The sequence below is a fragment of the Pseudoalteromonas ostreae genome (genome assembly GCF_018069805.1).
Classification (GTDB): Bacteria; Pseudomonadota; Gammaproteobacteria; order Enterobacterales; family Alteromonadaceae; genus Pseudoalteromonas; species Pseudoalteromonas ostreae.
Window position 1 is genome coordinate 1 of the sequence record NZ_JAGPYN010000014.1, and the last position, 22,194, is coordinate 22,194.

Annotated in this window: 21 protein-coding genes and 1 pseudogene; 11 read left to right on the forward strand and 11 right to left on the reverse strand. The window is 41.1% G+C overall.

Annotation, left to right across the window (positions count from 1 at the left end; all coding sequences use genetic code 11):
- Nucleotides 1-304: 304 nt before the first annotated feature.
- The 10 genes and pseudogenes from J7338_RS12390 to pspF all read right to left on the reverse strand — a co-directional run bounded on the left by J7338_RS12390 (nucleotide 305) and on the right by pspF (nucleotide 9,343).
- Nucleotides 305-814, reverse strand: coding sequence for an ankyrin repeat domain-containing protein (locus tag J7338_RS12390; RefSeq protein ID WP_210797358.1), 510 nt, complete (start codon nucleotides 812-814; stop codon nucleotides 305-307).
- A 2-nt stretch (nucleotides 815-816) separates the two neighbouring features.
- Entirely contained in the window at nucleotides 817-1,290 is a 474-nt protein-coding gene (locus J7338_RS12395) for a hypothetical protein (protein WP_210797359.1), read from the reverse strand.
- A 241-nt stretch (nucleotides 1,291-1,531) separates the two neighbouring features.
- Nucleotides 1,532-1,774 (reverse strand): annotated as a pseudogene (locus J7338_RS21135) (transposase); the annotation flags it as partial.
- Nucleotides 1,775-2,096: 322 nt separating this feature from the next.
- Nucleotides 2,097-2,615: a hypothetical protein gene (locus J7338_RS12400; RefSeq protein ID WP_228732981.1), complete on the reverse strand. Its 519-nt coding sequence runs from the start codon at nucleotides 2,613-2,615 to the stop codon at nucleotides 2,097-2,099.
- 375 nt (nucleotides 2,616-2,990) lie between these two features.
- Complete coding sequence (locus tag J7338_RS12405) at nucleotides 2,991-3,752, reverse strand: ATP-binding cassette domain-containing protein (RefSeq protein ID WP_210797361.1); 762 nt, start codon at nucleotides 3,750-3,752, stop codon at nucleotides 2,991-2,993.
- On the reverse strand, nucleotides 3,752-4,744 hold the full coding sequence (locus J7338_RS12410; RefSeq protein ID WP_210797362.1) for a peptide ABC transporter ATP-binding protein: 993 nt from the start codon (nucleotides 4,742-4,744) through the stop codon (nucleotides 3,752-3,754). Before J7338_RS12410 ends, J7338_RS12405 begins: the two co-directional genes overlap by 1 nt.
- Nucleotides 4,745-5,638 (reverse strand): ABC transporter permease subunit, encoded by an 894-nt coding sequence (locus J7338_RS12415; protein ID WP_210797364.1) that lies wholly within the window; start codon nucleotides 5,636-5,638, stop codon nucleotides 4,745-4,747.
- On the reverse strand, nucleotides 5,625-6,659 hold the full coding sequence (locus tag J7338_RS12420; RefSeq protein WP_210797365.1) for an ABC transporter permease: 1,035 nt from the start codon (nucleotides 6,657-6,659) through the stop codon (nucleotides 5,625-5,627). Before J7338_RS12420 ends, J7338_RS12415 begins: the two co-directional genes overlap by 14 nt.
- Nucleotides 6,659-8,266, reverse strand: a complete 1,608-nt coding sequence (locus J7338_RS12425; RefSeq protein WP_210797367.1) for an ABC transporter substrate-binding protein — start codon at nucleotides 8,264-8,266, stop codon at nucleotides 6,659-6,661. The genes J7338_RS12420 and J7338_RS12425 overlap by 1 nt, the downstream gene beginning before the upstream one ends.
- 18 nt (nucleotides 8,267-8,284) lie before the next feature.
- Entirely contained in the window at nucleotides 8,285-9,343 is a 1,059-nt protein-coding gene (gene pspF / locus J7338_RS12430; protein ID WP_210797369.1) for a phage shock protein operon transcriptional activator, read from the reverse strand.
- A 187-nt stretch (nucleotides 9,344-9,530) separates the two neighbouring features.
- Here pspF and pspA point away from each other — a divergent pair, with 187 nt between their 5' ends.
- The 11 genes from pspA to J7338_RS12485 all read left to right on the forward strand — a co-directional run bounded on the left by pspA (nucleotide 9,531) and on the right by J7338_RS12485 (nucleotide 20,882).
- Nucleotides 9,531-10,190 (forward strand): phage shock protein PspA, encoded by a 660-nt coding sequence (gene pspA / locus J7338_RS12435; RefSeq protein ID WP_145241442.1) that lies wholly within the window; start codon nucleotides 9,531-9,533, stop codon nucleotides 10,188-10,190.
- 67 nt (nucleotides 10,191-10,257) lie between these two features.
- Nucleotides 10,258-10,491 (forward strand): envelope stress response membrane protein PspB, encoded by a 234-nt coding sequence (gene pspB, locus J7338_RS12440; protein ID WP_145241440.1) that lies wholly within the window; start codon nucleotides 10,258-10,260, stop codon nucleotides 10,489-10,491.
- Nucleotides 10,488-10,889 (forward strand): envelope stress response membrane protein PspC, encoded by a 402-nt coding sequence (gene pspC, locus J7338_RS12445; RefSeq protein ID WP_145241438.1) that lies wholly within the window; start codon nucleotides 10,488-10,490, stop codon nucleotides 10,887-10,889. Before pspB ends, pspC begins: the two co-directional genes overlap by 4 nt.
- 58 nt (nucleotides 10,890-10,947) lie before the next feature.
- Complete coding sequence (locus tag J7338_RS12450; RefSeq protein ID WP_215909075.1) at nucleotides 10,948-12,363, forward strand: YcjX family GTP-binding protein; 1,416 nt, start codon at nucleotides 10,948-10,950, stop codon at nucleotides 12,361-12,363.
- Nucleotides 12,360-13,391 carry a TIGR01620 family protein gene (locus J7338_RS12455; RefSeq protein WP_210797371.1) on the forward strand — a complete coding sequence of 344 codons (1,032 nt, stop codon included), beginning with the start codon at nucleotides 12,360-12,362 and terminating at the stop codon, nucleotides 13,389-13,391. The genes J7338_RS12450 and J7338_RS12455 overlap by 4 nt, the downstream gene beginning before the upstream one ends.
- Before the next feature lie 136 nt (nucleotides 13,392-13,527).
- Entirely contained in the window at nucleotides 13,528-14,709 is a 1,182-nt protein-coding gene (gene megL, locus J7338_RS12460) for a methionine gamma-lyase (protein ID WP_210797373.1), read from the forward strand.
- A gap of 212 nt (nucleotides 14,710-14,921) precedes the next feature.
- The gene (gene phhA, locus J7338_RS12465; RefSeq protein ID WP_145241432.1) at nucleotides 14,922-15,719 is read left to right on the forward strand and encodes a phenylalanine 4-monooxygenase; all 798 of its coding nucleotides are present in this window, start codon (nucleotides 14,922-14,924) and stop codon (nucleotides 15,717-15,719) included.
- Nucleotides 15,720-15,728: 9 nt separating this feature from the next.
- Entirely contained in the window at nucleotides 15,729-16,073 is a 345-nt protein-coding gene (locus J7338_RS12470; protein ID WP_149980747.1) for a 4a-hydroxytetrahydrobiopterin dehydratase, read from the forward strand.
- Between the two features lie 170 nt (nucleotides 16,074-16,243).
- Nucleotides 16,244-20,131 (forward strand): ATP-dependent RNA helicase HrpA, encoded by a 3,888-nt coding sequence (hrpA, locus tag J7338_RS12475; protein ID WP_210797374.1) that lies wholly within the window; start codon nucleotides 16,244-16,246, stop codon nucleotides 20,129-20,131.
- A gap of 68 nt (nucleotides 20,132-20,199) precedes the next feature.
- Entirely contained in the window at nucleotides 20,200-20,577 is a 378-nt protein-coding gene (locus J7338_RS12480; protein WP_210797376.1) for a response regulator, read from the forward strand.
- A gap of 8 nt (nucleotides 20,578-20,585) precedes the next feature.
- A complete protein-coding gene (locus tag J7338_RS12485) occupies nucleotides 20,586-20,882 on the forward strand; it encodes a PilZ domain-containing protein (protein WP_210797378.1) in 297 nt (98 codons plus the stop codon).
- Nucleotides 20,883-20,895: 13 nt separating this feature from the next.
- Here the strand turns inward: J7338_RS12485 and J7338_RS12490 are convergent, their stop codons facing one another.
- On the reverse strand, nucleotides 20,896-22,086 hold the full coding sequence (locus J7338_RS12490) for a class I SAM-dependent methyltransferase (RefSeq protein ID WP_210797380.1): 1,191 nt from the start codon (nucleotides 22,084-22,086) through the stop codon (nucleotides 20,896-20,898).
- Nucleotides 22,087-22,194 lie beyond the last annotated feature (108 nt).

The window sequence follows — 22,194 nt, forward strand, 5'->3', positions numbered from 1 at the left end:
TCATTTTCCTGACCCCATTTTCCCCGTTGATGAATCGTGATATGTGGTGTTTGGTATCACTAGTACCAACAGTAAGCGCTTGGAAGCGAAGGCCCTTGTAGAAGCTCAAAAACTAAAGGAATTAACATTGCACTAGGCAATGACTATTTAGTGTCACAAGGTTTAGCGTCATTGAGTGGTATTTGGAGCAATATTCATAACGGGAGATGAGCCGCCCATTGCATTTCCTGTTAATAAAAAACGCATGATGGGTGGTGTGGGGGCTGGAGGTTAGAGACCTCCGGCTACCCGATTATGCATAAATTTATTGAGCCTTTAGCAGGTTAATAATTTGTTCTATTTGAGGGGTTGGTGATTTGATTTGAATATCTAATGCAAGCTCAAGAGGGGTCATATCTAGAGTAGGAGCTTTAATATCAATTGCAGCAGCATTGTTCAATAAAAAAGTTACCATTTCTAGGTCATTACTCATAACCGCCCCATGCAGAGGTGTTATATTATATCCTTCAGAGTAATTAACACTATTAACACTTAAACCATTTTGTATAAAGAAACTGGCAAGTTCATATTTCTTTATTTTATTACTACCTTCGAGAATAAAACCCAGCCCTACGCTATTAGACATTTTCTTTATATCTGAAGCTATATCTCTATGATTATATAAATAGTACTCACAAGCCTTAGCTGGAATTAAAATCCCCCCTTCATCGAGAGTACACATAATTATTGTTTCTGGACTCATTTTTGAAATATCGTTAACCATTAACGCAGATATTCCTACAAAAATAACTCCAATGATCGCTATTATTTTCATTACTATACCCAAACTTTTAACAAGCCATGAGTAGGTTGCTTGTAAACTAGAAATGCACCCTGAGTAGTTTCTTTTGATGCAGTATACACAAGTACTCTTAATGGCTTTCTAAACTGATTTGCAATATGAAGCCTAACAAAGTCATAAACCTTAACTTTTTGTAGATCGTTCACGGTTGCATGTTTAAACCAATGCTTAAGAGCTTTTTTGGAAAATTCTTGAATGATAGCCAAAGCACCTTTTGTTGGATTGGTTGTGCTTCTAAAAATAGCATCAACAAAACCAATAGCATAGGAAGCATCAATTGCTTCAACCAATAAACCTTGGGTAAAACCTCTAATAGAGTCGTTCATAGTTAAAGATTCAATGAAATCGAAATCAGCTGGTTCAAAAATGAACTTTAAAATTACTCTCGCTTCTTTTTCATCAAAAAGTAATTCGTCTTCACTGAATTTCCGTAATTGTTTAAAACTCATTGTATTTCCTTATAATAGTTTTAGTAAAAATTAGTTGCTTAACAGCTTCATGCATAACGAGCCTGTAGAATAACTCGTTTTAATTTATTTTTATTGATGAATCAACCATAGCCGAGTTCCTATTTTTATTCAATCGGTTACTTCGGTTTTACGTAAAACATAAAAAAAAGGATTTGCTGTTGCTTTAATGGGCGTTTTGAAAGGTCTTTGAGTGGCTTATTTGGTGATGTAGTAGCTACCTTTAGTAACGCATCGTGTTTTGCAGCTTTTCTATATTATGAACAAGGCAATACAATTGCCGCAGAATGAAGTGAAGGCGTTCACTTTCGTTTGACCACGTAAGGACAATTTGTTCATGCCTTTATTGACTGTAATATTCCGCAGCTTATTTGAAGGAAAGCAGGTTTTATACAGCCAAGTCGTTTGCCATTCTTTCAATAGGAAGCTGTCGTCGGTCCATTGGACTGTCTATTTTAACCTTCATTTAAATTAGCTAACGTTGAGTATAGATCATTAGACCCGCCGTAGCATAAGAATATGCTACGGCGACAATCGCTCTCTTTATAAGTTATAGCACGCACTAAAGTAGGCGGTTGGAAGCGAAGGCCCTTGTCGAAGCTCAAAAACAAAAGGAATTAATATTGCGCTAGGCAATGAATACTTAGCTTCACAAAGTTTAGTGTCATTGAGAGATATTTGGATCAATATTTATTACGGGAGATGAACCGCCCATTGCATTTTCTGCTAATAAAACTGCATGATGGGTGCTGGAGGTTAGAGACCCGGCTACCCGATTATAGTGCTGATCACCACTTAAAACGTCTTATAAATTCAATTATGGCGCCAGAAGCAAGGGTAGCGATTACATCATTAGTTACTAAGTAAACCAACACATCTACAGTAATATTTAAAGTAACCCAGATAGTATTATATGCCAGTTTAAGCTCTACTAGCATGAATAAGTTGTTGGGGTTAGCTTCATACTTCGGTTGCTCACCCACCTCAGCAATACTGAACTCTCGAAGGATTTCATAATGTTGGCGATACTTAATATCGAGCAGTTGAAGTATGTGAGAACTTAGAAGACGGTTAAACATTGTAGCTGGTATAAAAAAACTCAGCGGTTCTTTAGCCCCATTAGAACTGAAACCTCCGAAATTAGAACCTTTGGTTCGTTCTTTATATGAGGCAGTTACAGAGAGCATTTCAACAAGTTGCTCTCCTAAATACGCTTCCAATAAAAGCAGTTTTAGCCATACAAACAAACCGATTTTATCGCTGTTTTCACCACGTTTAAAAACCAATTTGAATACACTGTCTCTCATCTAGTTCTCCGATGCCAAATAGCACTATAACATCTTATTGAACACCATTTTGGTGGTTTATAACACACCAAAACGGCGTATATTACATACTCTGATAATTTCACCAATAATTACTCTTGTAAACATGTAATTAAAATAGCAAAATCTTAAGCTTGTTATTTTGCACCAAAACGGCGGTTAATTATCTTATCGGAAAAAGTAGGCTCCGGCACAAAAAAGCAGAAAAATTCAACTTTTTCAGCGGCCTGTTTTGCTCTAAAGCACCTACCAGCTCGTTAGGTTTCATTGTTTTCTAACTAACCAACCTACAACCAACGGTAAAATTTAACGCCGGGCTGCTCTAAAACTGATAGCTTACAGCTTACAGCTAGATTTTCAGCAACTCAACAATTTCTGGGTGACTTTTGATTTTGGATTTTGAAATACATCTTTAGTTTTTCCGTATTCAACGATTTCACCGTGATCAAGTACTACTAGTTGGTCGCTGATATGGCGCACTAGGCTTAAGTGGTGGGTGATCAAAATATAACTTAAGCCTGTGTCTTGTTGCAGTTTTAATAGTAAGTTAACCGTTTGCGCGCGCACTGATGGGTCTAACGATGATAGGGCTTCGTCAAGCACCACGACCTTAGGGTCGAGTATTAGTGCGCGGGCAAGGGCGACGCGCTGTAATTGGCCGCCGCTGAACATGTGAGGGTAATAATGTTGATGGTCATTCAGCAAGCCAACCTTATTCAAGGTGGCTCTAATTTTTTCAGTGCGACTTTGTTTATCCAGGTTGGTGTTATATTGCAGGCAATCGTCGAGCATATCGCCAATAGTTAAACCTGGGTTTAGCGAGGCTTCTGAGTCTTGGAAGATCATTCGAATGTGGCGGCATTGCTGATCGCGAACGCCTTTGTTTTCGATAATGTTGCCATCGAGTAGAATTTGCCCAGCATCTGCGCTGTCTGCTCCAGCTAGTAATTTTGCGAGGGTACTTTTACCCGAGCCAGTTTCGCCAATAATGGCCAGTGTTTCACCTTGTTCTAAACAAAACGAGATGTTTTTTAAGACTTCAAAACGCTTACGTGAAAATAACCCCGCTCTAAGGTTAAAGCTTTTTGATAAGGCTTGCACTTTTAACAGAGGTTGCATTATTTCATCACCTTAATGAGAGGGAAATGACACGCATAACTATGGCCATGTTGTTTAGTCAAAGGCGGTGTTACCACACAGGCTTTTTGTGCCTGTGGGCAGCGAGGACCTAGACGACAGCCAATTGGCAAATGCTGCAAAGTGGGGATGGTGCCTTTAAGTGCATAAAACGGTTCTTTATGGGCAAGTCCTTGCTCATAATCCGGTAAGCTTTTTAGTAATGCTTGCGTATACGGGTGTCGCGGCTGGGTAAAAATACGCTGAGTTGGACCTGCTTCAACCATTTGCCCACAGTAAAGTACGTGCATGCAATGAGACCAATTGATGATTTCTTCAAGTTCATGGGAGATCATTAAAATTGACATGTTTTTAAGCTGATTTAAACTTTTTAATAACCGAAATACCTGTGCGCGGGTGGTACTTTCCAGTGCTGTAGTGGGCTCATCGGCAATCAATAACTTAGGAGTCCGAGCAATGGCCATAGCAATCATTACTTTTTGACACACGCCTTCTGAGAGCTCATGTGGATAGCTTGACAGTACTTTTTGATGATCTTTAATGCCTACTTTGTGGATCAAGGCTTTTACGCGATCTTTACGCTCGCGGTTACGTTTTAAGAAAAAGCCAGAGCCGGTTATTTCTGGTAGGGTTTCGGCAATTTGCTCAAATATTTTTGCGGTTGGATCAAGACAGCGACTAGGATCTTGATAAATCATGGCGATATCGCTGCCAACAATTTTACGCCGTTGCTCGTTGGATAGGCGCATTAAATCTACGCCGCGCCAATGCATTCGGTCGGCGGTGATGTGCCAGCGTTTATTTAAAACGCCAACAATAGCTTTGGCAATTAAGCTTTTACCTGAGCCAGATTCGCCCACTAATGCATGTACTTCACCTTCTTTTAGGCTCAAGTTCACTCTGTCTACGGCGCGAATAACAGTATCAGAGGTGCGCAGCTCTATAGTTAAGTTTCGTATATCAAGTAATTGCATTTAGTCAGCCTTACGTGCTTTGAGCACTTGGCGTAGTCCGTCGCCCACTAAGTTGGTCGACAGCACCGCTAAAAATAGTAATACCCCAGGTAAGCCAACGGTCCAAGGAGCCAAGTAAATTAAACCCAGGTTTTCAGCTAAAATTGCCCCCCATTCTGTGGTGGGTGGTTGTGCACCTAGCTTTAAAAACCCCAATGCTGAAATATCCAAAATAGCGGTAGACAGTGCCATAGTAAAAATAACCACGATGTGCTCATAAATATTAGGAAAAATCCCACGCGAGAGAATATGCCAATTTGACGCGCCATCAAGTTTAAAGGCGGTGATGTAGTCTTTATTCAGCTCAGTCACAATCAGGTTGCGCACCGAGTGAATAAATTGTGGCAACAGTGCTAAAATAATCGCCCAAACGGTATTCATAAGGCCTGGGCCTAATATCGCAATAATAATAATAGCTAATAATAAAGACGGTATCGATAAAGTTATATCGAGTAAGTGATTTAAAAAGCTTGAGCGAATACCACGGCTAATGCCGGCAAATGTGCCCACTAAAACTCCGATGATGGTGGCTATAAGGGCTGCAATTACTGATAAGCCAAAAGTATAGGTTGCACCATTCATTAACCGCGAGAGTACATCGCGGCCTAAGTCATCTGTGCCGAGTATAAACCGCACATCTCCCATTTCATGCCATGAAGGGGGGATCAATAAGGCGTCACTGTGTTGCTGGTTAACGCCATAAGGTGCAATCACTGGCGCAGCAGCTGCTAAAATAGCAAATGCGATAAAAATCCATAAGCCAACTAATGCGGGGTGATTGGATTTAAACTTGCGCCAAAATCGCGCCAGTGGCGATTTATTTGACTCTTCTGAAAATAAATTAAACTTTGCCATGCGCTTGATTCCGTGACAGCGGGTCGAACAAGGTATAGGTTAGCTCTGCAATAATTGTTGCCAGAATTACAAACATCGATACCGCTAACAAACCACCTTGAATGGCAGGATAATCTCGTTGGTAAATGCTATCAATCAACCAACGACCAATGCCAGGCCATGAGAAAATCACTTCCGTGATCATTGCTAGGGTGATCAAGGTACTAAATTGCAAACCTATTTGTTTTATAACCGGCAATAAGGCATTACGTAAGGCATGATGCATAATTAATTGGGCTCGGTTTAAGCCTTTGGCACGGGCGGTTTTAATATAACTTTGCTCAAGTACATGCAGCATAGAATCGCGAGTAAAGCGCACTAATACTGTGGTTGGGTACATTGCCAGAACAATAGTCGGCAGGGTTAAATGATGCAGTGCATCTAGCATTGCCAGGCCAGAATAAGGAAAGTCTGCTAAGACAATATCAATCAGAATAAAGCCTGTTTGATAAGGAATTTCGTATAGCAAGCCCATTCGGCCTGACATAGGGAACCAGCCTAGTTGCAATGAAAACACCATGATCAGTAATAATGCCAACCAAAACAATGGCATTGAGTAACCGACTAAGGTTGTGGAGTTGACCAGTTTATCTGGCCAGCGGCGGTGGTATGCAGCGGCAAATATCCCTGCAGGTACGCCAACAACCACAGAAATAATTAATGCATAAATACTTAGCTCTAACGTGGCTGGGAATAACTCGATAATATGAGTAAACACACTGTCGCCGGAAGCGAACGACACGCCCCAGTCGCCTTGCACAATACGCGTAATAAAAGCGAAGTATTGCATCAAGTAATTATCGTTAAAGTGATATTTTTCTTGTAGTTCACTGGTTTGTGAAAAACTGGTATTACTGATACCACTTAAATTACTAAGCGGATCGCCGGGAAATAAATAACTGAGTGAAAATGTAAATACACTCAGGGTAAACATCATAAATAACAGTAGGCCTAAACGGCGTAAAATATAATTTAATACCATTATTTTTTTCTCGCGTTAGCTAAGGAAATAGCGCCAAATGGGCCAAGTGGTATACCTTCTACATCGGCACTACTTGCTTGAAAACGCATACCATGTGCAAGTGGTAATAAAGGAAGCTCACGCACTATCATTGCTTGTGCTTGTTGGTAATAGGCTTTTCGTTTGGCTAAATCAGTGGTATCTAGCGCTTGTGTCAATAGTAAGTCAAACTCAGGATCACACCAATTTGCAGGGTTTTTACCACTAAATGCCGCTGTGCAACTAAGCAGTGGGCTGAAAAAGTTATCAGGATCCGGTGTATCAGCAGCCCACCCTAATAAAACGCTATCGTGGCGATGTTCGCCTATGCGTTGGATAAAGGTGTTCCATTCATACTCAACAATACTGACGTTCACACCAATTTTTCGTAAATCGCTTTGCATTAGCTCGGCCATTTTACGTGCGTTAGGGTTATAAATTCGGCTCACTGGCATAGCCCAAATGGTCATATCAAAGCCATTTGCAAGCCCTGCTTCAGCTAACAGCTCTTTAGCCAGATCAGGGTTAAAGCCGGGTAGTTTAGCTTGTGGTTGATATGCCCATGAGGTTGGCGGTAATAATGATTGCGCACGAATACCGTTGCCGTAATAAACTGCTTGCATGATTTTTTCAATGTCAATGGCATGGGCTAGTGCTTGGCGTACTCTTAAATCGTCAAATGGTGGGCGTTCGGTATTAAATGCCCAATAACCTACGTTTAAGTTGGTTTCTTTTTGCACGTTGATATCGTCTCGCTGGGCTAAAATACTTAGCTGTGCGCTGCTTGGATGCGCAGTAATATCGCACTCTTTAGTGAGCATTTTTGCAATACGGGTGGTGCCATTTGGGGTGATATCGTAAACCAACTGCTCTAGCACTACGTGGTGCTTCCAATAATCAGGATTACGGTAATAGCGCACTAAGTGATCGCGACGATATTCTTTATATATGTAAGGGCCAGTACCAACAGGGTACTGATCAAACAAATTAAGTTGTCCGCGTAGCTTTAATTGCATGGCGTATTCGTGAGATAACACCACGGCAAAATCAGTTGCCATATTGGCTAAAAAGCTGCTTTCGGGATTGAATAACTCAAAGCGGACTTGGTAGTCAGAGACGCGAACAATCTGCCGTATTAGCTGATCAATACCGACACTTTGAAAATAAGGGTAATTGGCATCCCCAACAAAGTGATAAGGATTATATATATCGAATAAGCGGCTAAAGGTAAATATTACATCGTCAGCGTTAAACTCTCTGCTCGGGGTAAAGTATGCAGTAGTATGAAACTTCACGCCTTTACGTAAAGTAAAGGTAACTGACTTGCCGTCTTTACTTATTTTCCAGTCAGTGGCCAGTTCACTTTTAAATTCAGCGGTCACGGGATCGATACTGATCAAACGGTCATACAATTGGTTAGCAATAATATCGATCGTCGAACCTGTGGTCGTCACTTGGGGATTGAATGATACAGGGTTAGCCTCAGCGCAATAAACTAAGCCCTGATTCTTTTCTTCTAGCGTTTTTTCTTTGGTATCTAAGCAACCCGTTAGGCATACTGTTAAGATACCAAGTAATAATTTATACACTCGTTTAGCCTCTGACTATTATTGTTGATCTAACAAGTTGTATTTTTTCAAATAGCCTCGTAATTGATGATACGTTAAACCAAGTACTTCTGCAGTTTTCTTTTGGTTAAATTGACTATATTCAAGCGCTTTTTTTATTAAATCAATTTCAAATTCATTTGAGAGGTCTTTTAAGCTACATGGAAACTGAAATTGCGGGGTACTTGTTGTAACTACGGGTTCATTGGTTGCAACTGCAACAGGAGCAGCATCAACAGTCTTTGTAGGCAGCTTTTTAATTCGCTGCTTTGGTCTAAAGCGGCTTTCAAATGGGTCTAAAATAATCTGGTGAACGGGAATATGTTCACTGCCATGGCGATACAAGCTACGCTCCACCACATTTTTAAGCTCACGAATATTACCCGGCCAGTCATACCCTTGTAGTATTTCTACAGCACTGCGGGTAAAGCCACTGAATAGTTGCCAGTCTAAATCACGGGCCATATTCATCGCAAATTGTTCGGCCAACAGCATAATATCGTCAGGACGTTCGCGCAGTGGCGGTAAGGTAATAACATCAAATGCGAGCCTGTCGAGTAAATCGCTTCTAAATTCACCTTGCTCGGCTAAATAAGGCAGATCTTCATTGGTTGCGCAGACTAAGCGAGTATCGACCTTGACGGTTTGTTTGCCACCAACACGTTCAAACTCGCCGTATTCAATTACCCGTAATAGTTTTTCTTGCACCATGGCAGAGGTATTTGCTAATTCGTCTAAAAATAGCGTACCGGCATTGGCACGTTCAAACCGTCCTTCGTGGCGTTTACTCGCGCCGGTAAAGGCACCACTTTCATGGCCAAACAATTCGCTTTCAAGTAAGTTTTCGTTAAGTGCCGCGCAGTTGAGCTTAATGTAGCTTTGCTCCCAGCGCTTTGATAAAAAGTGTAAACGGGCGGCGATCAGTTCTTTACCTGTGCCACGTTCACCAATAATCAGTACGGGTTTATCTAAACTTGCCAGTTGTGAAACTTGATCAAGTACCGCTAAAAAGCTGTCTGATTGGCCGAGTAAATTATCTTGTTGGCGAAATTGGCTCATATTCCCTAACTCTTAGTCATTTTTACTAACAGTTAGTGTATTTCATAATTAGGGAGAACTAAAGGAATTTGTATTTTTAGTTTAACATTATGAAAATATTACTGTATTTTATGTTTTATAAAGTTGGCAAGCATATTGTAACAGTAACAGCAGACCAATTAAGTTAAACACTACAGAGGTAAATGTTATGGGAATTTTTTCGCGTTTTGCAGATATTGTCAATTCTAATATCAATGCCATTTTAGATAAAGCAGAAGATCCTGAAAAAATGGTACGTCTGATCATTCAAGAGATGGAAGACACATTAGTTGAAGTACGTTCAACCTCTGCGAAAACATTAGCAGAGAAAAAAGAATTAGTACGTCGTGTAGATACATTAAAAGAGCAAGTCGCTCAATGGCAAGATAAAGCTGAGCTGGCATTGAGCAAAGATCGTGATGATCTAGCCCGTGCAGCATTACTTGAAAAGCAAAAGTCAGCACAAGCAGTTGCTGCCGTTGAAGATGAACTCAGTCACATAGAATCTCACATTGATAAGCTGCAACAGGAAGTAAGCACGCTACAAGATAAGTTAGCGGATGCAAAAGCACGTCAAAAAGCGATTATTTTACGTCAACGTTCAGCTGAGTCGCGTTTAGAAGTGAAAAAAGCATTGGACAGCTCTAAAGTTGAAGATGCATTAAATCGCTTTGAGCGCTACGAAACTAAGATTGATGGACTAGAATCACAAGTAGAATCGTACGACTTAGGCAAAAAGTCATTGGCTGATGAAATTGCTGAATTACAGCAAAATGAAAAAATCGATGACGAATTAGCAGCACTTAAAAAGAAGCTTGCTGATAAATAAAGATAATAAATAAAGGGGGAGTCATCCCCCTATGCTTGATAAATTAATGGATGTGTAGGAGAGGGTTATGTTTGATGCAGAAGTGTTTGTTGCTCCAATTATCATTTTTATGGTTGTGGTAGCACCCCTTTGGTTAATTTTACATTACCGAAGTAAAAAGCAAGTAAGCCAAGGCTTGAGCGAACACGAACACCGCCAGTTACTTGAGCTTGCTCAAAAAGCAGATAAAATGGCTGACCGAGTAGAAACTTTAGAAGCACTACTTGATCAAGAGGCCCCACAGTGGAGGCGTAAGGTATGAGTGCTAAACGTGAACTGCTAAGAGATCCAGCACGTGGTAAAATAGCCGGTGTATGTGCAGGGCTCAGTGATTATTTCAATATGGAATTGTGGTTAGTACGTATTATCGTAGTAACGGCAGTGTTACTAGCTGGTGGCCCGTTGTTTGTTGTGGCTTACATCGCAGCGTGGTTTATTTTAGATAAAAAACCTGCCAATGCACAAAGCAAAACTGATGCGGCAAAACACGAAGATCCTCTTGAAGTAAAATTTAAAGTATGGCAAAAGGGTGAGCCACCACGTCGTGCTTTACAAGATTTAAAAGACCGTTTGGGACGTGTTGATATACGTTTACAAGATATGGAACGTTATGTTACTTCAACCGAGTTTACGGTTAGCCGTGAAATCAATAAGCTGTAAAGGACTTAATAGCACTTTAGCCACCTAACTAATAATGGCGCTGAAGTGCTAGCTCATTATGATAAACACTTCATCTGCAAAAAACGCCTTTAATAAACTCAAAGGTAAGGCTGAAAAAGCTGTTCACCGTAGTTTAGATCAACACGTAAAATTAGCGGTAACTGGCCTCAGTGGCAGTGGTAAAACCGCTTTTATTACCGCATTAGTAAAGCATTTAACCAGCCAAGCAACAGACAAAAATTTACCGTTTTTTGATGTTATGCAGCAACAGCGTCATATCGCCACAAAAATAGTGCCACAACAAGCGCTGACCATTCCTACATTTGATTACCCTAAAGCCCTGAGTGCTTTATTGCCGCTTGAAGGGCAACCACACTGGCCTGCATCAACCGAGCGCATAAATACTTTACGCCTAGCAATTAAATACCGGAGTGACGCAGGCTTACGTGGTCACTTTGCACCGCAATCAACCTTGTATTTAGACATTATTGATTACCCCGGTGAGTGGCTGCTTGATTTACCCATGCTAGAGCAAAGCTATCAACAATGGAGTGAGCAGCAATATGCACTGTTACAGCGCTCTCCTCGGGTTGAAAAGGCACAAGCATTTTTAACTGCACTGAGCGAGCTTGATTTAACAGCACCAGTAGATGAAAGTGCGCTAAGCGCGATTGCTACGCACTATCAAACACTGTTAGTGAGTCTTAAAAAAGACACTAAATTGGCGATGCTACAACCTGGACGCATGCTGATGCCAGGTGAATTACAAGGTGCACCGTTATTATTGTTTTTCCCAGTTGCGCAGGCTAATGATGAGGTGGTTGCAGGGTCTAATTTGGCGCACTTGCAAAAACGTTTTAATGCTTATGTGAAAGAAGTGGTTAAGCCATTTTATACACAACACTTTCGCAACTTTGATCGGCAAATAGTGCTTGTTGATGTGCTCAGTGCGCTCAATGAAGGGCCTGAGACGTTGCAAGAGCAAGGGGATGTGATCAAACAATTACTCGCGCATTTTAACTATGGCGAAACAGGCTTTTTGAAACGCTTGTTTAAACCCAATATAGATAAACTATTGTTTGCTGCGAATAAGTCAGATCATATTAGTAGTGCACACCATAAAGATTTAGCGCTGTTGTTGGACTCATTAGTGCACGAGCAAAGTAATCACTTAAAATTTGATGGCGTTAAAATAGAAACTATGGCGATGTCATCTATTACGGCAACCATGCCAAAACAAGTGGTTGAGCAAGGTAAAACCCTCAATTGTATTTATGGTAAGCCGTTATCAGAGTCGCAATGGTTGACCTACTTACCACCGCAGCCACCAATGCGCATGCTCAATAAAGATGAGTGGCCAAGCCATGGTTTTGAGTTTTTATCGTTTGCACCAATGCCAAGTCCAGACAAGCAACTAAAACACATTCGTTTAGATCATGTCATGCAGTACCTTTTAGGAGACAAACTAACATGAGCAAGACCGCTTCAGGCTTTCAAGCCGGCAGACGTATTGATACTAGTGAACAGCCAATAGACAATGAACTTACCTTGATCCCAGCTAAAGTGATCGATCAAGGGGAGTATGAATATGAGCACGTTATCGATGAGCCCCAAGATGAAGAGATTGATTTAGCACCTGTTTATAAAAAGTCAAAATGGCAAACTCTGAAAGGGGTGTTTGCGATTAGCTTTATAACTTTAGTGTTAGCTGAGTTTATATTTTCTATGGTTGTGACATTTCAGCAATCCATCATTTTAGGCAGTGTATATTTAATTGCAGTGCTCAGTGGCGTGTTGTTGTTAGGCAAGCTCTTATGGCGTGAGTATAGAATGTTACGCAGCTTAAAGCGCAATCAATTACATCGTCATGAAGCGGATCGTTTGCTCAATAGCGAACAGGTTGGTGGGGCACTACCTTGGCTTGAAAAACTCAATAAACATCAGCAGTTAACCGGCTTTGATGAGTTTAAAGCAAGCATTGATAGCCATCATAGCGATAAAGAGATCATGACCTTGTACGCCGATAGTTTGTTAGTGAAACAAGATACTCAAGCTAAAAAGCTGATCAACCGTTTTGCCACTGAATCAGGCTTGTTAGTGGCATTAAGTCCATTAGCGCTGGTGGATATGATGGCAGTGCTTTGGCGGGGCACAAAATTGATTGAGCAAATAGGTAAGGTTTACGGTATTGGATTTGGTTATGCTAGCCGGATCAAGCTCTATCGTATGTTGATCAAGCAAGTGATGTTTGTTGGCAGTGCTGAGTTAGTATCTGATTTAGCGGCAACAGCACTCAGTGCTGAATTACTAGGTAAATTATCAGGACGTGCAGCACAAGGTTTAAGTGCGGGTATTTTTACCGCACGCATTGGTTATAAAGCGATGGAACTAAGCCGTCCTTTACCACGACTTGAGCATAAGCGCAGCTTGCTTAAAGGTACTGCGCAATTGATTGCGAGTAAAATTGTATCGCGCAAGAGCCGCGAAACACAAAATAAATAAAACTGACAAGATATCTGTACAGTGACCAAGTGTCACTGTACAGAAGATAGCCATCTGAGCATCCGGCATGCTTGTGATTTTTAGTGCGATACGTTTAATTGTATCTAATAGATAATAATTAAAATGAGCAATAACAATGAACAAACTCCACATCGACAGCCAATGTATCCATGGACCAGAAAAAGCCAATGATCCGCATGGTGCGCTAACAGCACCTTTATACCAAACTTCAACGTTCCATTTTAGTAGTGCCGCGCAAGGTGCAGCACGTTTTGCTGGTGAAGAACCTGGCTATATTTATACCCGTTTAGGTAACCCGACAACGACAGAGCTTGAACAAAAAGTCGCACAACTTGAAAGTTGCGGATCCGCTGCGGCCACCGCAACGGGAATGGGCGCTGTATCAGCATCGGTATTGAGTTTTCTATCGCAAGGCGATCACTTAGTCGCATCAAGCGCTTTATATGGCTGTACGTTTGCTTTCTTCGCACATATGTTGCCGCGTTGGGGGATTGAAGTGACGTTTGTAGATATGACCGATGAGCAGCAATTACGCGATGCAATTAAACCGAATTCAAAAATGATTTTTGCCGAAACCCCAGTTAATCCAACGATGGCGGTAATTGATTTAGCGTTAATAGGACAAGTGGCAAAACAGCACAATTTGATCAGTGTAATAGATAACACCTTCCTCACGCCGTTACTGCAAAAGCCAATTGATTATGGCATTGATTTAATTGTGCACAGTGCTACTAAATATTTAAATGGTCACGGTGATGTTGTGGCAGGTTTGGTGTGTGGTAGCCAAGAGCACATTACACTAATTAAAATGACCGTACTTAAAGATATTGGCGCAACAATCAGTCCACACGATGCATGGCTTATTAATCGTGGTTTAAAAACTTTAGCGATACGGATGCAGCGTCATTGTGAAAGTGCGCAAATTATTGCTGAATTTTTAGAGCAGCATCCCCAAGTTAATACCGTTTATTACCCCGGACTTGCATCTCACTCAGGGTTTAAGTTTATCGGAAAGCAAATGAAAGCCGCAGGTGGTGTGATTGCCTTTGAATTAAAAGGCTGCCTAAAAGATGGCGAGCAGTTTATTAATAATACTCAATTATGCACACTCGCCGTGAGCTTAGGAGACGCCGAAACACTTATTCAACATCCGGCATCGATGACTCATTCACCGTATTCAGCCGAAGAAAGAGCAGCTGCGGGTATTAGCGATGGCCTGATCAGACTATCTGTTGGCCTTGAAGATGTTAACGATATAATTAACGACCTTAACCGCGCTTTTACTTTTATTGCATAGCTTGTAAGATTATATTTACGGCTTGTCTTGCTTCTAGCCCTTTAGAAATAGTACTGTAAACTTTGTGATCTTAAAGTGTAATGTTTTGTGTACAAAAGGTGGTTTGGTGCTAATGGCTGATATTGTCTCACCTATTAAACTTTGCCTTACATTTGCTTAGTATCTCCTTAACAGGTTGACACCGATATCGGTTTAACACTAAGAAGGTTATTATGGCTAAAGCAAGTAAATACACCTCCAAGACACCAGATGAAAATGGCGTTATCCATTGGAGCGAAGCAGAAAATAAAATATGGTCAGAACTAGTCGCACGCCAACTAAAATGTATTGCAGGCAAAGCTTGCAATGAATACATGGAAGGGCTTGAAAAAATAAACCTGCCTCATGATCGTATTCCGCAGTTAAGTGAGCTTAATGAAGTATTACTAGCGACTACCGGCTGGCAAGTTACGCCTGTGCCAGCTTTAATCGACTTTGATGAGTTCTTTCGTTTATTAGCAAATAAGCAATTTCCAGTAGCAACCTTTATTCGTAGCCGTGAAGAGTTTGATTACCTGCAAGAGCCTGATATTTTTCATGAAATATTTGGACATTGTGCAATGCTTACAAATCCTGATTTTGCCAAGTTTACGCATAAATATGGCCAGTTAGGTTACGCTGCCGAGAAAAAAGATCGGGTTTACCTTGCCCGTATGTATTGGTTTACGGTTGAGTTTGGCCTAATGCAAACAGATGATGGCCTACGTATTTATGGTGGTGGTATTTTATCAAGTCCAGGTGAAACACAATACGTGTATTCAGATAAGCCCGAGATCAACCCGATGAATGTATTGGATGTATTACGCACGCCGTACCGAATTGATATTATGCAGCCTTTGTATTACACCATTAATTCTATCCATGATTTATTTGATATTTCACAACTGGATATTATGGCGTTAGTTGCGCAAGCAAAAGAATTAGGGTTACATGACCCAAAATTTCCTCCTAAAGAAAAATTAGCAAGTTAAGGATTTAAGATGTCATCATTAAGCGCACAAAAATGTGAAGCCTGTCATGTAGACGCTCCACAAGTATCAGATACCGAGTTAGCTGAATTAATTAAAATGATCCCAGATTGGGTGCCTGAAGTACGAGACGGTATTATGCAATTAGAGCGTGTTTATAAATTTAAAAACTTTAAACAAGCCATTGCGTTTACGAATAAAGTAGGCGATATGGCCGAAGATGAAGGCCATCACCCAGGCTTACTAACAGAGTGGGGCAAAGTAACGGTAACGTGGTGGAGCCATTCAATTAAAGGCTTACACAAAAATGATTTTATTTGCGCTGCCAAAACAGATGAAGTTTTCGCTGCTCTATAAATAAAACACAGCAATTGTTCTGCCCAAAGAACATGAAAGGCGCTTAATTAGCGCCTTTTTTATTGTTTTAAGCTTTGGTTATTACATTTTATATCGCAGCAAAGTTAACCCCTGCGGCGAAGTTTGCTACAATCGCTCGTCTTTACTCAAATTTTATAAGGTAGTCGCGGGTGGTTAACCTAGGTCAATTGTTTGGTGAACTAAAAACGTGTTTAAGAAAAGATCAATTCATCTTTAAAAAACGCCTTCATGGCATAAAAAAAATAACCGATGAAACAAAACAAGCAGCCGTGATTGAAAAAATCACTGCAGATATAGCACGTAGCCAACAATTGCGAGAGGTGCGCTTAGCTCAGTTACCTAAAGTAACTTACCCTGAGCAGCTCCCCGTCAGTCAGAAAAAAGACGACATTAAAGAGGCTATCGCCAATAACCAAGTGGTTATTATCGCGGGTGAAACCGGCTCAGGTAAAACCACGCAAATTCCTAAAATGTGTTTAGAACTTGGCCGTGGAGTTGATGGTTATATTGGTCACACCCAACCAAGACGTTTGGCGGCGCGCAGTGTCGCAGATCGGATTGCTCATGAAATGCAATGTGAACTTGGCCAGCAAGTGGGTTTTAAAATTCGTTTTAGCGATCAAGTATCAAATAACAGCTATATAAAGTTGATGACTGACGGTATTTTACTGGCGGAAATTCAACAAGACCGATTTTTAAACCAGTATGACACCATTATTATTGATGAAGCTCATGAACGTAGTTTAAACATTGATTTTATTTTAGGTTATTTGAAAAACCTATTACCAAAGCGTCCTGATTTAAAAATAATTATTACCTCTGCGACCATTGATCCAGAGCGATTCTCAAAGCATTTTAATGATGCACCGATTATTGAAGTGTCAGGACGAACATTTCCGGTGGATGTGCGTTATCGTCCTTTGATTGAAATTGATAAAAATGATATGGAGGCTGAAGGCGACCAGCTGCAAGGTATTTTTGATGCCGTTGATGAGCTGTGCCAAGAAGGCCCAGGTGATATTTTAATCTTCTTAAATGGTGAACGGGAAATACGCGATACTGCTGATGCCCTTAGTAAACGTAATTTAAAAGGAGCGGATGTTTTACCTTTGTATTCGCGCCTTTCTAACGCCGAACAAAACCGTATTTTTGCTCCCCATAGTCGTCGTCATATTATTTTATCGACCAACGTTGCTGAAACCTCACTTACTGTGCCGGGTATTCGATACGTTATTGATCCTGGTACCGCGCGCATTAGCCGTTATAGTTATCGTACTAAAGTGCAGCGTTTACCGATTGAGCCAATATCACAAGCCAGTGCCAATCAGCGAAAAGGCCGCTGTGGCCGTGTTGAAGCGGGTATTTGTATTCGTTTATATGCTGAAGATGATTTTAATTCGCGCCCAGAGTTTACTGATCCAGAAATACTACGTACTAACTTAGCCTCAGTTATTTTAAAAATGCTCGGCTTAGGGTTGGGCGATATGGCCGAGTTCCCATTTGTACAAGCACCAGATAGCCGTAATATCAACGATGGCTTAACGTTACTAGAGGAACTTGAAGCGGTAAAACCTAGTCGTCACAATAGCAATACACAGCTTACTAAATCGGGTATTGAACTGAGCCGCTTACCGGTTGACCCGCGTTTAGCTAAAATGGTACTAACGGCACAAAAGTTAGGTGCGCTGCGTGAAGTGATTATTATTGTAGCGGCGTTATCGATTCAAGATCCACGCGAGCGCCCGCAAGAAAAACGTGCTGCTGCAAACGAAAAACATGGCCGTTTTGACGATCCTGATTCAGATTTCATCGCCTTTTTAAATTTATGGAATTACTTAGAAGAGCAGCAAAGTGAGCTAAGTAACAGCCAATTTAGAAAGCTGTGCCAAAAGGATATGCTCGCTTATATGCGTATTCGTGAGTGGCAAGATATCGTTTATCAACTCAGTACTGTGTGCAATGAAATGGGCATGAAAGCGACCAGCAATGTTGCCGATGGCGATAAAATTCATCAAGCGCTACTGAGTGGCATGCTTAGTCACATTGGTTTTAAAGATGAAAAGCAAGTATATAAAGGCGCTCGTAATAGCCAGTTTCATATATTTCCAGGCTCAGGGTTATTTAAGAAAAGCCCAAAATGGTTGATGTCGGCAGAGTTGGTTGAAACCAGTAAATTATATGCACGTATTAATGCCAAAATTAACATCGATTGGGTTGAACCATTAGCACAACACTTAGTAAAACGCAGTTACAGTGAGCCGCATTGGGAGAAAAAGCCCGGCGCAGTGATCGCCTTCGAACAGCAGGTACTATACGGGCTGATCATAGTGTCAAAGCGTCGCTGTGTGTACAGTAACATTGATCCGAAAGTTAGCCGCCAGTTGTTTATTCGCAGTGCCTTAGTAGAGCAAGATTTAGGTCAAAATGAAGGGTTTTTGCAGTTTAATCGTGAACTGATTGAAGATATTCAAACTCTAGAAAATAAAAGCCGCCGTCGTGATATTTTAGTTGATGAGCAAACCTTATATGAGTTTTACGATAAGAAAATTCCGGCTCAAATAAACAGTCGTGCAGCATTTAATAAATGGTATAAAACGCAAAAGCAGCAGGATAAACATTACTTGCAAATGACACGTGATGATTTAATGCAACACGGTGCTGATAGCGTTACTGAGTTTGATTACCCCGATGTATGGCAACAAGGTAATTTAATGTTGCCGTTGAGCTATCATTTTGATCCTGGCCAAGCGGTCGATGGAGTTGCAGTGCAAATTCCGGTGGCCTTACTAAATCAGGTGGAAGAAGCTGGCTTTGACTGGCATATTCCGGCATTTCGTCATGAGTTGATCACAGGTTTAATTAAATCTTTACCTAAATCACTACGTCGTAATTTTGTGCCTGCGCCCAATTACGCAGATGCGGTTATTGCAGCAATCGAGCCTATGCAAGGGAGTTTTATTGAAGCACTTAGTACGCGTTTATTACGTATGACAGGTGTAAAAGTTGATCCAGATGCATGGGATTTAACCACCCTTGCGACTCACTTACGACTGCAGTTTGAAGTTCGTGATGAAAAAGATAATGTACTTGCGCGAGGCATGGATTTAGCGAAACTCAAAGCACAATTACAAGGTAAAGTAACGCAAACGCTGTCTAAAGTGGCAGATAAAGGCATTGAAAAAGCTGACCTATTGCAATGGGATTTTGGCAAGTTACCGGTATCCTATGTGAAAAAACAAGGCCAGTATGAAATCAAAGCATACCCAGCACTGGTAGATAAAAAATCATCGGCGGCAGTTGAGCTATTTGATAACGAAGTTAAAGCGCAAACCGCCCATCAGCAGGGGTTACGCCGTTTGGTATTACTGAACGTGCCTTCGCCGATAAAGTATTTGCAACAAAACTTACCCAATAAAGCAAAATTAGGTCTATATTTTAACCCGTTTGGTAAAGTGGCTGATTTAATTGATGACTGTATCGCGGCTGGAGTCGACAGCTTATTGTTGGCGCTTGGCGATGTTCGTACTGAGCAAGCGTTTGAACAAGTAAAAGAGCAGGTACGTGGTGAACTGGGGGACGCTGTTGTGGCAATTGCTACTCAGGTAGAACAAGTGCTCAGTATTGCCCACGCTTTGCATAAAAAGATGAAAGGGCGAGTTGATTTAACCATGATCACCGCGCATGGCGATATTAAGGGCCAACTTGAATCGCTAATTTTTAAAGGTTTTGTTTCAAGCCATGGGGCTGACAAACTCAGTGACCTAATTCGTTACTTAAAAGCCATAGAAAAGCGTCTAGAAAAGTTGCCTGTTGATCCAAATCGTGACAGATTATGTGTACTTGAATTAGACAAAGTTGCTCAAGAGTATCAAAAGCAGCTGAAAAAAGTGCCGTCAGGCATGCCTGTACCACAACAATTACAGGATATTTTTTGGATGCAACAAGAGCTTAGAGTATCCTTGTTTGCACAAACGTTAGGCACGCCGTATCCTATTTCAGCAAAACGTGTACTAAATGCTTTGAAAGAAATTGATTGAGTTAGGTATCACTAAGCATACCTAATACAAAGGAAACATTTGTAAGATGAGAAGGAACTGTATTAATCATGCGCCCATCCGCTAACAGACCCCCGCGTTTACTGGTTGTAGACGACGAGTACTTTAATTTTGAGATGCTTAAAGTCGCTTTATCAGCGGACTTTGAGCTCAGTTATGCCGAATCAGGTAAGAGCTGTTTATCGTCGGCCATTGCTAATCCACCGGATGCGATTTTACTCGATGTATGTATGCCCGGTTTAGATGGTTACGATACTTGTAGAATGCTGAAAAATACCCCTGAAACGCGTGATATACCCGTTGTGATGGTGTCAGGTTTAGAATCCGTACAGGAACAACAAGCTGGGTTTGATGCCGGTTGCGATGCCTATGTGGTGAAGCCTTTTTCGGTCGTGGAGTTATTAGAAAAAATCAATACGGTTGTTTAGGAGTTATTATGCTAAATGAAGATAAACGTAATTTTAGACGTATGCAATTAAATGCACAGGCAAAATTAACCACACTTGAGCCAGTTGCTGATCAACATTTTGATGCCGTATGTGTCGATTTAAGTGCAACTGGGTTGTCACTGCAGTTGGATGAATTACTTGAACTGGGCACTATTGTGAAGGTGAATATTGATTCGACCAGCCCCGCTATTGCACCACTTGATGCAACAGCAAAAGTCATTCGTGCCAGCAAAGAAAGTGATGGCACGGTAACCGCTGGGCTAGAAATAATGCAGTTTAATTAGTCACTAAGCGGTGTTAGTAAACTTTACAGATCAGGCCTTTTAGGTAAAAACCTTCAGGGTAACTGCCTGCGATGGGGTGATCAGCAGCTTGGTTTAAACGCTCCATGATCAACAAATCTTTACCAGCATCAAGGGCGGCATCAGCAACCACTTTTTGAAATAAATTTTGATCCATTAACCCTGAGCATGAGAACGTTAGTAACGTGCCACCAGGCTTCAAAATTTGCATGGCAATCATATTGATATCTTTATAGCCACGACACGCGCCGGTTAATTGTGCCTTATTATCGGCAAATTTTGGTGGATCCATAACGATAGTGTCAAACAGTACACCGTCTTCGCGATATTGACGCAATAACTTAAAAACATCTTGTTTAACAAAATCAACACGATTTAAATCTAACTCGTTGTGTTCAACATTGCGCTTAGCAGTATCAAGCGCGGGTTGCGATACGTCAACGTTAGTAACGTGCTCGCAGCCGCCACGCAGCGCATACAATGAAAATGTACCTGTGTAGCTAAAACAGTTAAGTACTCTTTTATCTTTTACAAAACGCTCTAATGCGGCACGGCTATCACGTTGATCAAGGTAGAAACCGGTTTTATGGCCTTCGAGAATGTCGACTTCAATTTTAAAACCATTTTCTTCAATTAATACTGGCTGCTCAGGTTTATTACCCCATAACACGCCCATGGTCGGCTCTAAGCCTTCTTTGGTGCGCACATCGACATCAGAGCGCTCATACACGTTACAGTCTGGGAAAATAGCGATTAAAGCGCCAACTATTTCACCTTTATGACGCTCAGCACCGGCACTCAATAACTGACACACTAAAAAGTTGTTAAATTTATCAATGGTTACACCTGGTAAAAAATCAGACTCGGCGGCACATAACCGAAATCCCGTTAAGCCACCTTCAGTAATTACTTGCTCGCGTGCCGCAAAGGCACGACGTAAGCGACGTTCAAAAAAAGCTTGGTCGATGATTTCTGTTTCATCAAAGCTCCAAACACGCGCGCGAATTTGTGAGTGCGGACTGTAAGCCGCTGTGGCTAAAAATTTACCATTGCTATCGTGAATGGTCACTGTGTCACCTAAACTCGGTTTACCTTTTATTTTTTTGATGGCTTTTGAAAACAACCATGGGTGTTTTCTTTTTAGTGATTTTTCACGACCAGCTTCTAGGTATACGACAGATGACATTAGGCTTCTCATTACGGATAAATTAAGAGCGTATTTTAGTGAAGCAGGCTCGAACATACAATGAATGTTTTGCACAACAGTCTATAACCGCGGTAAAGTAACACTAAT

Excerpts from the sequence above, each read along its gene's own strand:
- J7338_RS12480 (WP_210797376.1), top strand. The coding sequence starts at position 20,200 with ATGCGCCCATCCGCTAACAGACCCCCGCGTTTACTGGTTGTAGACGAC.
- pspC (WP_145241438.1), top strand. The coding sequence starts at position 10,488 with ATGAGTGCTAAACGTGAACTGCTAAGAGATCCAGCACGTGGTAAAATA.
- J7338_RS12400 (WP_228732981.1), bottom strand. The coding sequence starts at position 2,615 with ATGAGAGACAGTGTATTCAAATTGGTTTTTAAACGTGGTGAAAACAGC.
- pspF (WP_210797369.1), bottom strand. The coding sequence starts at position 9,343 with ATGAGCCAATTTCGCCAACAAGATAATTTACTCGGCCAATCAGACAGC.
- J7338_RS12450 (WP_215909075.1), top strand. The coding sequence starts at position 10,948 with ATGATAAACACTTCATCTGCAAAAAACGCCTTTAATAAACTCAAAGGT.
- J7338_RS12405 (WP_210797361.1), bottom strand. The coding sequence starts at position 3,752 with ATGCAACCTCTGTTAAAAGTGCAAGCCTTATCAAAAAGCTTTAACCTT.
- pspA (WP_145241442.1), top strand. The coding sequence starts at position 9,531 with ATGGGAATTTTTTCGCGTTTTGCAGATATTGTCAATTCTAATATCAAT.
- J7338_RS12490 (WP_210797380.1), bottom strand. The coding sequence starts at position 22,086 with ATGTCATCTGTCGTATACCTAGAAGCTGGTCGTGAAAAATCACTAAAA.
- J7338_RS12410 (WP_210797362.1), bottom strand. The coding sequence starts at position 4,744 with ATGCAATTACTTGATATACGAAACTTAACTATAGAGCTGCGCACCTCT.
- phhA (WP_145241432.1), top strand. The coding sequence starts at position 14,922 with ATGGCTAAAGCAAGTAAATACACCTCCAAGACACCAGATGAAAATGGC.
- J7338_RS12390 (WP_210797358.1), bottom strand. The coding sequence starts at position 814 with ATGAAAATAATAGCGATCATTGGAGTTATTTTTGTAGGAATATCTGCG.
- J7338_RS12470 (WP_149980747.1), top strand. The coding sequence starts at position 15,729 with ATGTCATCATTAAGCGCACAAAAATGTGAAGCCTGTCATGTAGACGCT.
- J7338_RS12415 (WP_210797364.1), bottom strand. The coding sequence starts at position 5,638 with ATGGCAAAGTTTAATTTATTTTCAGAAGAGTCAAATAAATCGCCACTG.
- J7338_RS12395 (WP_210797359.1), bottom strand. The coding sequence starts at position 1,290 with ATGAGTTTTAAACAATTACGGAAATTCAGTGAAGACGAATTACTTTTT.
- J7338_RS12420 (WP_210797365.1), bottom strand. The coding sequence starts at position 6,659 with ATGGTATTAAATTATATTTTACGCCGTTTAGGCCTACTGTTATTTATG.
- J7338_RS12485 (WP_210797378.1), top strand. The coding sequence starts at position 20,586 with ATGCTAAATGAAGATAAACGTAATTTTAGACGTATGCAATTAAATGCA.
- megL (WP_210797373.1), top strand. The coding sequence starts at position 13,528 with ATGAACAAACTCCACATCGACAGCCAATGTATCCATGGACCAGAAAAA.
- J7338_RS12455 (WP_210797371.1), top strand. The coding sequence starts at position 12,360 with ATGAGCAAGACCGCTTCAGGCTTTCAAGCCGGCAGACGTATTGATACT.
- pspB (WP_145241440.1), top strand. The coding sequence starts at position 10,258 with ATGTTTGATGCAGAAGTGTTTGTTGCTCCAATTATCATTTTTATGGTT.